The following is a 13,144-nucleotide window of genomic DNA, read 5'->3' on the forward strand; positions in this document are numbered from 1 at the left end:
AAAGCGGTTTCGTTGTACGATAGAAATCTTCTATCGTTCCGTTTGACTAACCCTGTCTAGCGGAACGGTTGGCATGGAAATCGTCCGCCAGCGCCATTGCCTCGTCCAGCAGCGCCGAGACCAAAGGTGTGTGCGGTTCGCGCGGTGTCGCCACCAGGCCGACCGTGTGGCTGGCGTCTGGTTCGATGATTGGAATGGCCCGGATCGGTTCGGAAAAGCCGAATGTTTCCGCAAGGTTGAGCGGCATGATCGACGACCATTTGCCGGTGCGGATGTGCGAAAACAGCACGATCATCGAATTGGATTCCAGCGTCGGTCGCACCTGCACGCCGGCTTCGGCCAGATGCTGGTCGATGATGCGGCGGTTCTGCATGTCCGGCGTCAACAGGCACAGCGGCAGGCTTGAGAGCTCCGCCCATGTCACTTTGTCGCGGTCGGAATAGGGATTTCCCATCGCGGTGATCAGTTGGTAACGCTCGTCATAGAGCGGCACGCTGGTCACCCGCCCCAGCGGCTCGTTGTCGAGATAGGTGATGCCGGCATCGATGTCGAAATTGCCGAGCAGCGACAGCACCTCGATCGAGGTCCGCGACAGCACCGAAAAGGTGACGCCGGGATGCTTTTCGCGAAATGGCGTCGTCAGCCGCGGCAGCATGGCGAGCGCCGTCGGGATGGCGGCGATGCGGATACGGCCCGAAAGTCCGTGGCGCGCCGCGCGCATTTCCTCGCGCATGGTCCTGGTGTCGCCGACGATGCGGCGTGCCCACACCAGCACCTGTTTTCCCTCCGGCGTCAGCCCCTGGAAGCGTGAGCCGCGCAGAACCAGCATGACGCCAAGCTGGCCTTCCAACTGCTTGATGCCGGCCGACAGCGTCGGCTGCGTGACGCCGCACACCTCCGCCGCCCGGCCGAAATGCTCCTCCCTGGCGAGCGCGATGAAGAATTCCAGCTTGTCGATCATGTGATCTTTCCGGTCGTTCGCTGCAAGGTCGGGGAAATTGTGCTCTACCGCAAGCGCCACGCACAATTGCCCTGCATCCACACCTTTAAGCCGGCTACCTGTTTCCCGCGGCTGAATGCGGCGCTATGTGGATGAAACTGGGAGATCGACCATGCTGGGCTGGTTCCGCAAGCTTTTGCCGCGCGAAGATCGCTTCTTCGACCTGTTCGAACGACATTCCCGCACCGTGGTCGGCGGCGCCGAGGCGCTGGAGCAGCTTCTCCAGGGCAGGGATATCGATCTCTGGTGCCAGAAAATCATCGATCTCGAAGATGAGGCCGACCACATCACCGCGGAAGTCCTGCTGGCTGTACGGCGCTCCTTCATCACGCCTTTCGATCGCGGCGACATCAAGGACCTGATCCAGTCGATGGATGACGCCATCGATATGATGCACAAGACGGTCAAGACGGTGAAGCTGTTCGAGCGCAAGGAGTTCGATCCGCTGATGCAGGAAATGGGTGGCGTCATCGTCGCCGCCGCCAAGCTGGTGGCCGAGGCGATCCCGCTGCTCAACAAGGTCGCAACGCATACTGTGCGCCTCAACGCCATCGCCGAAGAGGTGATGCGCGTCGAAAGCCGGGCCGACGACCTGCACGAGCAAGGGCTGAAGGATCTCTTCAGGAAGCACGGCAGCAGCGATCCGATGGCCTATATGATCGGAAGCGAGATTTATGGCCAACTGGAAAAGGTGGTCGACCGCTTCGAGGACGTCGCCAACGAGATCAGCGGCATCGTCATTGAGAATGTCTAGGTGATGGAAGCAACCATTGCCTTTCCCGTGCTGGCCGGCCTCGTCGCCGTCGCACTGTTCTTCGACTTTCTCAACGGCCTGCACGACGCCGCCAATTCCATCGCCACCATCGTTTCCACCCGCGTGCTGCGGCCGCAATATGCGGTGCTGTGGGCGGCATTCTTCAATTTCATCGCCTTCATGTTCTTCGGCCTCCACGTTGCTGAGACCGTAGGCAAAGGCATCGTCGACGTCAGCATCGTCACCCCGGCGGTGATCTTTGCAGCCCTGGTCGGCGCCATCGTCTGGAACATCGTCACCTGGATCGCCGGCATCCCTTCGAGCAGCTCGCATGCGCTGATCGGCGGCCTGGTCGGCGCCGGTGTTGCGAAGGCAGGCGTGGGCGCCATCGTTTGGACCGGGCTTGGCAAGACGGTCGCGGCAATCGTCTTGTCGCCAGCGACGGGCTTTATCCTGGCGCTCGTCCTGGTTCTCGTCGTCTCGTGGCTCTTCGTGCGCCAGACGCCGTTTGCGGTCGACAGCACCTTCCGCGTCATGCAGTTCTTTTCCGCCTCGCTCTATTCCCTCGGGCACGGCGGCAATGACGCCCAGAAGACCATGGGCATCATCGCCGTGCTGCTCTATTCGCAAGGCATGCTCGGCGCGACTTTCTACGTGCCGCTGTGGGTGGTCCTCACTTGCCAGTCGGCACTGGCGCTCGGCACCCTGTTCGGCGGCTGGCGCATCGTCCACACCATGGGCTCGAAGATAACCCGGCTGAACCCGATGCAGGGTTTTTGCGCCGAAACCGGTGGGGCGATCACGCTGTTTGCGGCGACCTGGCTCGGCGTTCCCGTATCGACCACCCACACCATCACCGGCGCCATCATCGGCGTCGGCGCCGCCCGCCGCGTCTCGGCCGTGCGCTGGGGCATTGCCGGCAACATCGTCATCGCCTGGATCGTTACCTTGCCGGCCACCGCTTTGATTTCGGCGCTCACCTACCTCGCGGTTGGCCTGGCGAGGTGAGGTGAAGAAATCTACCTGTCCACAAGGTTCAGGATGTTGCCGTCTGGATCCTTGAACCAGGCAACCTTCATTCCGTAACCGACGTGGAGATCGCCCTCCAGCGTCAAGCCCGGCATCTGATAGTGCTCGAAGGCGACGCCCTTCGACTTCAGCTCCTTGACGATGTTGCCGATCTCGTCGCCAACCATCCAGGTCACCGCTGTCGCCTTGTTGGTTCCGGCAAATTGGGAATGATAGACGTTGAGGGTGGTATCGCCGCTTTTGTACACGATCAGTTCGCCCCCCTCATCCTGCACCTGTTTCAGGCCAAGCGTTCCTTCGTAGAAAGCCTTGGCCTTTGCCAGATCGCTTACCGCCAGATTTGCCGTTGCGTTGCTGTTTGCGAGCATAATCGCCTCCTTCTCGGCTTGTCGGTCCCGTGCTGGTCGTTGAAATAGGTCGCCGCGATCGTTTGGCGACTGTCGGCTGGATTGATTGCTGGCCGCATCGGCGCTCGCTTATCTGGAGGACGTTTGGCGCGGATGAAATCCGGCAGGACCCGCCGGTTTTTCAGGCACGCCATGACAGCCATTGCTCCACGGCTTGGTTCTGTCCGGAAACTGCATTATCTCAGGTGCAAGCTGCATCTCAGGCGCAAGCTGCGTAAGGAAAAACTGCCATGTCCGTCACCAAGGAAATCGTCACCGAGCGTCTGAAGACGGTCAACGGACCGGATTTCACCGGCAACATCGTCGACCTCGGCATGGTTTCGGAAATTTTCATCGCCGACGGGAAGGTCTTCTTCTCGATTACCGTTCCCGCCGCCCGCGCCCAGGAAATGGAGCCGCTGCGCGCCGCTGCCGAGCGTGTCGTCAAGGCGATCCCCGGTGTCGCCGGCGCCGTCGTCGCGCTGACGGCCGAGAAGAAGGGCGGCGGCATGGAGGCGCCGGTTCCGTCGCGCCCCGCACCCAGGCCCGTTCCGCCGGCTGCGCCCGCTGCCGCCGCGCCGCGTGCGGCTCCGCACGCGCCGGCCTCGCACAGCTCGGGCAAGCGTGGCGTACCCGGTATCGAGGGGATCATTGCCGTTGCTTCCGGCAAGGGCGGCGTCGGCAAGTCGACCACCGCCGTCAACATCGCGCTCGGCCTCGCCGCCAACGGCCTGCGCGTCGGCGTGCTCGATGCCGACATCTACGGCCCGTCCATGCCAAGGCTGCTCAACATCCACGGCCGGCCGCAGACCGTCGACGGCAAGATCCTGAAACCGATGGAGAATTACGGCCTGAAGGTGATGTCGATGGGTTTCCTCGTCGACGAGGAAACGCCGATGATCTGGCGTGGCCCGATGGTGATGTCGGCACTGACGCAGATGCTGCGTGAAGTCGAATGGGGCCGTCTCGACGTGCTCGTCGTCGACATGCCGCCCGGCACCGGCGACGCGCAGCTGACCATGGCCCAGCAGGTGCCGCTGGCTGGCGCCGTCATCGTCTCGACGCCGCAGGACTTGGCCCTGATCGACGCGCGAAAAGGCCTCAACATGTTCAAGAAGGTCGACGTGCCGCTGCTCGGCATCGTCGAGAACATGAGCTATTTCATCGCCCCGGACACCGGCAAGCGCTACGACATCTTCGGTCATGGCGGGGCGCGGCGCGAGGCCGAGCGCCTTGGCGTCGCCTTCCTCGGCGAGGTGCCGCTCGAGATGGGCATTCGCGAAAGCTCGGATGCCGGCACGCCGGTTGTCGTCTCCAAGCCCGACGGCGCCGAGGCGAAAATCTACCGCGACATCGCCTCGAAGGTCTGGGACCGGGTTAACGAAGAGCGTGGTGCTGCGGCAGCGGCGGTGCCGAGTATTGTTTTCGAGTAGCTTGTTCGGTAGCCGCCGCCGCTCTGCAGCCTAGGCCGCGCCGACCTTCTCGCCGAAACTGGAAAAAAACTGTCCGGCCAGTTTCTTCGAGGTCGATTCGATCAGCCGGCTGCCGAGTTGGGCGATCTTGCCGCCGACATCGGCCTTGGCCGCGTAGTTCAATATCGTGGCGTCGGGTCCATCTGCCGTCAGCGTCACGTCGGCGCCACCCTTGGCGAAGCCTGCAATGCCGCCCTTGCCTTCGCCCTGGATGGTGTAGGAGTGCGGCGGCTTCAGGTTCTTCAGCGTCACTTCGCCGTTGAACGTCGCCTTGATCGGTCCGATCTTCACCACCACGGTTGCCGCCATCTCGGTCGGCGACTTCATCTCCAGGCTCTGGCAACCGGGAATGGTCGCCTTCAAGACCTCGGGATCGTTCAGCGCTTCCCACACTTTTTGCAGCGGTGCGGCAATGCGCTCCTCGCCTTCGATCACCAAAGCCATGAAAACCTCCCGGACAAGACTGTCCGAACCCGTAACGCACGGCTTAGTGCGTGTCTATCGCACCAAAGTCCGGTTGCGACCGCACGCCCTCTTGCCTGCTCCCGCGCGTTGCCATATCGATTTGTCTTACAAATACGGAGACCATGATGGCAGGCGCCCCCACCCATAAGAAAAAATTTCGCTCGCAGGAGTGGTTCGACAATCCCGACAATCCGGGCATGACGGCTCTCTATCTCGAGCGCTATCTCAATTACGGCCTGACGCGCGCCGAACTGATGTCCGGCAAGCCGCTGATCGGCATCGCCCAGACCGGCTCGGATCTGTCGCCCTGCAACCGTCATCATATCGAACTGGCCAAGCGTGTGCGCGAAGGCATCGTCTCGATGGGCGGTATTCCGTTCGAGTTCCCCTGCCATCCGATCCAGGAGACCGGCAAGCGCCCGACCGCAGCGCTCGACCGCAACCTTGCCTATCTCAGCCTGGTCGAGGTGCTTTACGGCTACCCGCTCGATGGCGTCGTGCTGACCATCGGTTGCGACAAGACGACGCCGGCGCTGCTGATGGCAGCGGCCACCGTCAACATTCCGGCGATCGCGCTGTCGGTCGGGCCGATGCTCAATGGCTGGCACAAGGGCAAGCGCACCGGCTCCGGTACCATCGTCTGGGAATCACGCCAGCGCCTGTCGGCCGGCGAGATCGATTATGACGAGTTCATGGACATCGTCGCCTCGTCGGCGCCGTCCACCGGCTATTGCAACACCATGGGCACCGCCACCACGATGAACTCGCTGGCCGAGGCGCTTGGCATGCAGTTGCCGGGCTCGGCCGCCATTCCCGCGCCCTACCGCGAGCGTGGCCAGATTTCCTATGAGACCGGAAAACGCATCGTCGAGATGGTGCATGAGGATCTGAAGCCGTCCGACATCATGACGAGAGAGGCTTTCGAGAACGCCATCGTCGTCAATTCGGCCATTGGCGGCTCGACCAACGCGCCGATCCATCTCAACGCCATCGCCCGCCACCTTGGGGTCAAGCTCGACAATGACGACTGGCAGACGGTCGGCCTCAATGTGCCGCTGCTGGTCAATTTGCAGCCGACGGGCGAATATCTTGGCGAGGACTACCATCATGCCGGCGGCGTGCCGGCGGTCATTGCCGAACTGATGAAGGGCGACCTGTTGCCGCATCCCGGCGCACGCACCGTCAACGGCAAGTCGATCGGCGAGAATAGCGAGGGCGTCGCCAACGAAAACCCCGACGTCATCCGCTCTGTCGCCAAGCCGCTGAAGGCCAATGCCGGCTTCATCAATCTTCGGGGCAATCTGTTCGATTCGGCGATCATGAAGACCAGCGGCATCTCGCCCGAGTTTCGCGAGCGCTATCTGTCCAATCCTAGGGATCCCGAGGCTTTCGAAGGCAACGCCATGGTTTTCGACGGGCCGGAGGATTACCACGCCCGCATCGACGACCCGGCGCAAGGCATCGACGAACACACCATCCTGTTCATGCGCGGCGCCGGCCCGGTCGGCTATCCCGGCGGTGCCGAGGTCGTCAACATGCAGCCGCCGGCCTATCTCATCAAGAAGGGCATCCACGCGCTCGCCTGCATCGGGGACGGCCGCCAGTCGGGCACGTCGGGTTCGCCGTCGATCCTCAACGCCTCGCCGGAAGCGGCGATCGGCGGCGGACTGGCGCTGCTCAAGACGGGCGACCGGGTCCGCATCGACTTGCGCAAGGGCACGGCCGACATCCTCGTCACCGACGACGAGATCACCCGGCGCCGCGCCGAACTGCAGAACAATGGCGGCTTCCACTATCCCGAGCACCAGACGCCCTGGCAGGAGATCCAGCGCGGTATGGTCGCGCAGTTTTCGGAGGGAATGGTGCTGAAGCCGGCGGTGAAATACCAGGATGTCGCGCACACCAGCGGTGTCCCCAGGGACAATCATTGATTCTGGATCGACGGATGGCGGCTTGATCAAATCAGGCCGCCATCGGTTTTCCGGTCAGCGTGTTGCATCGCGGCCGGGTAGGTCGAGAACGGCCACCGTCCTTGACAAGCGCGCCCAACAAATCCACCATCATGACAAGGGGTGCATCGCGACGACCCCGTGAGGCGTCAGCCCAACGTTCGCGTCCAAGCTTCTCTTTTCAGGAGGTGGACGCCATGCCGTCAACAACCGCTATCACCGTACCGCAATTGTCCCGGCTCATAGGTCTGCCGGGCGCCCCAGTCATTGTCGATGTTCGCATAGATGAAGATTTCGACGCCGATCCGCGGCTGTTGCCGGCGTCGTGCCGTCGCGATTTCAAAACCGTTTCAACCTGGGCGGCCACGTTCGCCGGCAAGCCGGTGGCCGTCGTTTGCCAGAGGGGGCAAAAGCTCTCGCAAGGCGTGGCCGCATGGCTGCGCCATGAGGGGATATCAGCTGAATCTCTCGAAGGCGGGTTTGATGCCTGGCGCGATGCCGGAGGGCTTTTGGCCCGCACCGCCAAGATGCCGCCACGCAATGAAAAGGGCGCCACCGTCTGGGTGACGCGATCGCGCCCGAAGGTCGACCGCATCGCTTGCCCGTGGCTGATCCGGCGTTTCGTCGACCCCGACGCGGTGTTCCTGTTCGTCGAACCCGCTGAAGTGTTGGCTGTTGCCGACCGCTTTCAGGCCGTGCCGTTCGACATCGACAATGTGTTTTGGAGCCATCGCGGCGAGCGCTGCACCTTCGACACGATGATCGAGGAGTTCGGGCTGGAATCCGTGGCGCTCGATCGCCTCGCTGCAATCGTGCGGGCGGCCGACACTGCAAGCCTCGACCTGGTGCCTCAGGCGGCCGGCTTTCTGGCTGCCTCGCTTGGTTTGTCGCGTATGTACCGCGACGATCTGGAACAACTGGAAGCAGGCATGCTGCTCTACGACGCGTTCTTCCGCTGGTGTCGCGACGCCACCGAAGAAACGCACAACTGGCCGGCTGCGGGTAAGCCGTCGTGACCGCTCTTGTCCCGGACAATAAGGCGGGAACCGTCCCGGTGCCGGCTGCACCGACCTTCACCGAGGCCGTGAAGGTCTGGGCGAAAATCGGATTGCTCAGCTTTGGCGGTCCGGCCGGGCAGATCGCGCTGATGCACAAGGAACTGGTCGAGGAGCGGCGCTGGATCGGTGAGCGGCGTTTCCTGCACGCGCTGAACTACTGCATGCTGCTGCCTGGCCCGGAAGCCCAGCAACTCGCCATCTACATCGGTTGGCTGCTGCACAGGACGGCCGGCGGCCTTGTCGCCGGCATCCTGTTCGTCTTGCCGGGCGCGCTCGTCATGCTCGCCTTGAGCAGCCTCTACGTCCTCTATGGCGACGTGCCGCTTGTCGCGGCGCTATTTTTCGGGGTCAAGGCGGCTGTGCTTGCCATCGTCGTCGAGGCGGTGGTCCGGATCAGCCGGCGTGCCCTCAAGAACCGGGTCATGGTGTCGATCGCGGTCGCGGCGTTCATCGCCATCTATGCGTTGAATGTGCCCTTTCCGCTCATCGTCCTGCTAGCCGGCCTGACGGGATGGCTGGGGGATCGCATTGCTCCCGCCCTGTTTTCCGGCTCGGCCCATGGCAAGGACGATGTTGCCGACTTCAAGGGAGCGGTCGACCTGATGTTCGAGCGTGGCGAACTGGCCCATGTCAAACCGACCAGATGGCATGCACCGCGCACCGTCGCCATCTGGCTGCCGCTCTGGCTCGGGCCTGTTCTTTTGATCTGGTGGTTCACCGGCTCTGCAAGCGTCTGGACCGAGATAGGCCGGTTCTTCAGTCTCATGGCTGTCGTCACCTTCGGTGGCGCCTATGCGGTCCTCGCTTATGTCGCACAGGCAGCCGTCCAGTCCTTCGGCTGGCTGGCGCCGGGTGAAATGGTCGATGGCCTTGGGCTCGCCGAAACGACGCCAGGGCCGCTCATCCTGGTGCTGCAGTTCGTCGGCTTCATCGCCGCGTTCCGCCATTCCGGCTCGCTGGACCCGTTGGTTGCCGGATCGCTGGGGGCTTTGCTCACTCTGTGGGTGACGTTCACGCCTTGCTTCTTCTGGATATTCCTCGGTGCGCCCTACATCGAGGCCTTGCGCGGCAACAAGGCACTGTCGGCCGCACTGGGCGCGATCACCGCCGCCGTTGTCGGGGTAATTATGAATCTGGCCCTATGGTTTGCCTTGCACGTCATCTTCCGTGAGGTGCACGCGACGGGCCTTGGCATGAACGTGCCGGTGCCTTCGTCGATCGACTGGCGCGCGGCCTTGCTTTCCGTGGCCGCCATGGTCGCCATCCTGAAGCTGAAAGTCGGCATGCTGCCGACACTCGCGCTATCCGCCCTTGCAGGGATCTTGCTGGCGGCGGCTGGTTAGACAGCACCGCCTTTGCAATCCGCTTGCCCACCACCTAAGTGGGCTGGAAATGGAAGGAAACATCATGGCCGGACGGCGATCTTCCCTCGGCTTCCTCGGAGTGTTCGGCCGTTCGGGCGACTTGAGGCAGCTCGACGATGCATTGCGCGGCGCCGATCTGCATCCAGCCCTTGTGCCGGAGGGCGTGAAGCTTACCCTCGTCAATCTCATGAAGGATCGCTGGCCCGACGAGCCGCCACCGGGCACCTATGCGTCGGTGGCACAATTATGCAGCTATTGCATCGCGGGTCCCGAAACCTTCGAGCAAGCCAATGGCCATGAGCGGGCGCTGGGAGCCGAGCGCCGCATCGAGGCGGCGCTTGAAGCCGGTGACAGCCTCGACGCGCAGATCGTGCTGATGACGCTGCATGCCAAGCTCATCAACCCCGAAGTCGTCGACCGATACGGGCTCAGCGCGGAATGACGCGAAAGGCAAGATCTGCCTGATTCTCCTAGAGCAATTCTAGGAAAAGTGTGAGCGGTTTTCCGTCTAGAATTGCGTCAAAACAAAGAGTTAGAGCAGATCGCCGTTTCCGTGAAACGGTGAATGCTCTAAGGCAGCCGAGCCGTTCAGGCCCGGCTGATCTCCTCGAGATACCAGCCGATGTAGCGCAGTTCGTTGTATTCCATCGGCGCGATAGGTCCGGGCACGAAATAGTGCGAGCGCACGCCGCGCGCGGTGTGCTCGATGATCTTCTTGTCCTCTTCGGTGGTGATCTTCCACAGCCAGGTCAGCTTCTCCAGATCGTAATCCTGGCCCTCGACCGCGTCGCCGCGCACCAGCCAGATCAGCTCCATCTCGCAGGTGCCAGCCGTTTTCGGGATGAAGCGGTAGATCATGCCGTGATCGGGATAGCATACGAGGAAGGTCGTGCCGCCGAGATGGATGGAAGTGACGCCACCGTCATAGTCGGAGAAGCGTCCCATCAGCGGGGCCACCGGCGATCCATCCTGGCTGCCGCTCGAAACGCCGTCATAGAGCGCATAGCGGAAGGTGTGGATTGCTTCCTGGCCGGCCGCCGAGTTCTGCCAGCGGTTGGCGCTGCCGATCTCGATGCCGAGCGCGCAGGTGCGTTGCTCCATCGCCGCATTGAGCTGCTCGATCATTTCTGCCGGCTTTTCCAGCGCATGCGTCTGCGAATATTCCGGATGCGCCGGCCCGCAATGGTAACATTCGACATAGTTCTCGACGGCGAGCTTCCAGTTGGCGTCGAGCGGATAGGACTGACGATACGCAACCTTGGCGTCGCCCCAGCCATACTGGCCGCAGCTCGTTCGCAGCGACTGTTCGATAGGATCGAAATCGAGCGGCGTCTCGGCGAAGGAAATGAAGACCAGACCGGATGCGACGCGGGCATGAAGCTTCTTCAGGCCGTGCGCCGTGCGGTCGAAATCCTTCGGCATCAGGCGGGCAGCGCGCAACGATCCGTCATTGGAATAGGCCCAGGCGTGGTAGGGGCACACGAACATCTTCGCGTTGCCCTTCTGCTTGGTGCAGACCTCGGCGCCGCGGTGGCGACAGACGTTGAGCATGGCATGCACGGTGCCATCCATGCCGCGTGTCAGGATGACCGCCTCGTCGCCCAGTTTGAACAGCTCGAAATCGCCGGGGTTCGGGATAACGCTGGCGTGGGCCAGGCAATGCCAGTGGCGGCGAAAGACCCGTTCCATGTCGCGCTCGAAGATCGCCGGGTCATGATAGAAGGCACGCACCAGGCCGTGGCCTGGCCGATGAGATGCCACCAGCCGATCGATCGCGTCGCCGTCGGTGGGGGCTTGCTGGATAGGATGCACACTCATTTGTCGTTCTGCCCGATGGTTGGTCGTGTATGGCTGTATGGCTGCACGAGACTTGTCTCCGGTCAGCCGCCCATATGCGTGCGCGGCAGGTGGATCAGGTTGCCGAAACGGGCACGCAATCTGTCGTCGACCTGTTTTGGCACATGGCGCGGAAATCGTTCGGCAAGAATGCGCTTCTTCTCGGTGATCGCACGCAGCAATATATCAGGCCGGCCTTTTTCGTTCCATTCCTTCGGCGAGGAACGATCGCCGAGGGCAGGATAGAAGTGCTCGGTCTGCATCAGCTTGAGCGTTTGTTCGTTGTCGAGATAGTGGCCCGGACCCTTGAGGCAGACCTCCGCGATGCTGTCGATCGACAGGGCCTCGTCAGTCACGTCGATGCCACGCGCGCAGCCCAGGCAATGACCGAGCATGTCGTTGTCGATGACCAGGCTCTCCAGGCAGAAGCCGAGCAGCGAGGCATGCATGCCGGCCGCCTCATAGACGAGGTTGAGGCCGGAGAGGCCGGCCATCACATTGGTGATGCCCTTTTCGTAGCCGGACTGAATGTCGGGCAATTTCGAATCCGTCATGCCGGCGGCGGAGCCACCGGGCAGGTCGTAGAATTGCGCCATCTGGGCACAGGCCGCCGTTGCCACCGACTGCTCGGCCGACCCGCCGGCCATGGCGCCGGTGCGCAGGTCGGACATGAACGGCCATGCGCCGAAGATCGCCGGATGGCCGGGCTTGAGCGCGTTGACATAGACCAGGCCGGCCAGCACTTCGGCCACTGCCTGCACGACGGCGCCGGCCATCGCCGCGGGTGCCGTCGTGCCGGACTGGCCGGTCGACAGCAGCAGGATCGGGATGCCGCCTTCGACGCAGGCCTCAAGCACGCCGCACGCATCCTCGGCGAACCTCATCGGCGGCACGACGAATGAATTGGAGTTGGAAACGAATGGCCGGGCGCGGAAATTCTCCTCGCCTCCGGCGATGGCGTACAGCATTTCAAGTGCAGGCTTCACGTTCTCACGCACCGTGAAGGATGTTCCGACGTGCTTCGATGTTCCCATCACACAGGCATAAAGCGTGTTGAAATCCATCTCGAGCGGATCGGCGATGTCGCGCGCCACCATCGGCCGCTGGAAGAAATGAATGTTGTCCAGCCCGTCGACGATGCGGGCGGCATCATAAATATCCTGCAGCTTGGATTCGCGGTACTCACGCTTCTCCAGATCCACCAGGTGCACGGCGATGCCTGCCGTGCCGTAGTGCACGCGCTTGCCCTGGACCACCATGTCGTGCCTGGGGTCCTGGCCATGAAGCGTGAAATGTCGTGCCGCCCGCTTGATGGTGTCGAGCACGAGCGCGCGCGGAAAGCGGACCCGGCCATCGTCGCCATGGATCGCCCCCACCTTGGTCAGCACCTTTATGCAGGAAGGAATGGCGTTGGCGAAACCCACTGTCTCCAGAAGCGTCAGTACGCCTTCGTGGATACGCTCGCGGTCATCCCCGCGAAGCGGCCCGTAGCCGCCGCCCTCGATGGCCTTGTGCTGTGGTCTGGTATCCTCCACCAGGGGAGATGATCGCATGGCATGTCCTGTTTCGCGAAGACCGGAGCGTTGTGGACGACGGTTCGCCGGCGTGTCCTGCTGTTCGACAGCCACTGGCATGGAGCACTCCAACTTCGTCGGCAGGAACTCGTGGCGGTTGGTCCACCATCGGCCTGCTTCTTCCCCTGATGACGCCGACTATGCCGCCGGCACTGGCCCATCCTATGGGCCAGCTGGCTCAGTTCCATGTGCCAGAACTAAAATACCGGAGCCGCTGCGAGCGGCTCCGGTCACGAGAGGTCGATGATGGATCAGGC

At 62.6% G+C, this 13,144-nt stretch carries 12 protein-coding genes; 7 read left to right on the top strand and 5 right to left on the bottom strand.

The window, feature by feature from the left end; all coding sequences use genetic code 11:
- Positions 1-46: 46 nt before the first annotated feature.
- Positions 47-961: a LysR family transcriptional regulator gene (locus EN932_RS04670; RefSeq protein ID WP_013528010.1), complete on the bottom strand. Its 915-nt coding sequence runs from the start codon at positions 959-961 to the stop codon at positions 47-49.
- A 151-nt stretch (positions 962-1,112) separates the two neighbouring features.
- Here EN932_RS04670 and EN932_RS04675 point away from each other — a divergent pair, with 151 nt between their 5' ends.
- Both EN932_RS04675 and EN932_RS04680 read left to right on the top strand, forming a co-directional pair.
- Positions 1,113-1,754: a DUF47 domain-containing protein gene (locus EN932_RS04675; protein ID WP_013528009.1), complete on the top strand. Its 642-nt coding sequence runs from the start codon at positions 1,113-1,115 to the stop codon at positions 1,752-1,754.
- 3 nt (positions 1,755-1,757) lie between these two features.
- Positions 1,758-2,762: an inorganic phosphate transporter gene (locus EN932_RS04680; protein ID WP_013528008.1), complete on the top strand. Its 1,005-nt coding sequence runs from the start codon at positions 1,758-1,760 to the stop codon at positions 2,760-2,762.
- Between the two features lie 11 nt (positions 2,763-2,773).
- Here EN932_RS04680 and EN932_RS04685 read toward each other — a convergent pair whose 3' ends face one another.
- Positions 2,774-3,151: a VOC family protein gene (locus EN932_RS04685; RefSeq protein WP_063169927.1), complete on the bottom strand. Its 378-nt coding sequence runs from the start codon at positions 3,149-3,151 to the stop codon at positions 2,774-2,776.
- A 269-nt stretch (positions 3,152-3,420) separates the two neighbouring features.
- Here EN932_RS04685 and EN932_RS04690 point away from each other — a divergent pair, with 269 nt between their 5' ends.
- Positions 3,421-4,602, top strand: a complete 1,182-nt coding sequence (locus EN932_RS04690) for an Mrp/NBP35 family ATP-binding protein (RefSeq protein WP_128368752.1) — start codon at positions 3,421-3,423, stop codon at positions 4,600-4,602.
- Positions 4,603-4,632: 30 nt separating this feature from the next.
- On the opposite strand, the gene EN932_RS04695 is transcribed toward EN932_RS04690, so the two are convergent.
- Positions 4,633-5,085, bottom strand: coding sequence for a carbon monoxide dehydrogenase subunit G (locus EN932_RS04695; RefSeq protein ID WP_013528005.1), 453 nt, complete (start codon positions 5,083-5,085; stop codon positions 4,633-4,635).
- Between the two features lie 146 nt (positions 5,086-5,231).
- Between EN932_RS04695 and EN932_RS04700 the strand changes: the two genes are divergently transcribed.
- The 4 genes from EN932_RS04700 (at position 5,232) to EN932_RS04715 (ending at position 9,919) form a co-directional block, all read left to right on the top strand.
- The gene (locus EN932_RS04700) at positions 5,232-7,037 is read left to right on the top strand and encodes an IlvD/Edd family dehydratase (RefSeq protein WP_013528004.1); all 1,806 of its coding nucleotides are present in this window, start codon (positions 5,232-5,234) and stop codon (positions 7,035-7,037) included.
- A gap of 215 nt (positions 7,038-7,252) precedes the next feature.
- Positions 7,253-8,071, top strand: a complete 819-nt coding sequence (locus EN932_RS04705) for a chromate resistance protein ChrB domain-containing protein (protein WP_127368184.1) — start codon at positions 7,253-7,255, stop codon at positions 8,069-8,071.
- Positions 8,068-9,456: a chromate efflux transporter gene (gene chrA / locus EN932_RS04710; protein ID WP_013528002.1), complete on the top strand. Its 1,389-nt coding sequence runs from the start codon at positions 8,068-8,070 to the stop codon at positions 9,454-9,456. The genes EN932_RS04705 and chrA overlap by 4 nt, the downstream gene beginning before the upstream one ends.
- A 64-nt stretch (positions 9,457-9,520) precedes the next feature.
- Positions 9,521-9,919 (top strand): hypothetical protein, encoded by a 399-nt coding sequence (locus tag EN932_RS04715; RefSeq protein ID WP_082827526.1) that lies wholly within the window; start codon positions 9,521-9,523, stop codon positions 9,917-9,919.
- Between the two features lie 146 nt (positions 9,920-10,065).
- On the opposite strand, the gene EN932_RS04720 is transcribed toward EN932_RS04715, so the two are convergent.
- Both EN932_RS04720 and EN932_RS04725 read right to left on the bottom strand, forming a co-directional pair.
- The gene (locus tag EN932_RS04720; protein ID WP_063171129.1) at positions 10,066-11,295 is read right to left on the bottom strand and encodes an aromatic ring-hydroxylating dioxygenase subunit alpha; all 1,230 of its coding nucleotides are present in this window, start codon (positions 11,293-11,295) and stop codon (positions 10,066-10,068) included.
- Between the two features lie 62 nt (positions 11,296-11,357).
- Positions 11,358-12,947, bottom strand: coding sequence for a trimethylamine methyltransferase family protein (locus tag EN932_RS04725; RefSeq protein ID WP_024503381.1), 1,590 nt, complete (start codon positions 12,945-12,947; stop codon positions 11,358-11,360).
- Between the last annotated feature and the right edge of the window lie 197 nt (positions 12,948-13,144).

The organism is Mesorhizobium sp. M7A.F.Ca.US.002.01.1.1 (assembly GCF_004022955.1).
Taxonomy (GTDB): domain Bacteria; phylum Pseudomonadota; class Alphaproteobacteria; order Rhizobiales; family Rhizobiaceae; genus Mesorhizobium; species Mesorhizobium ciceri.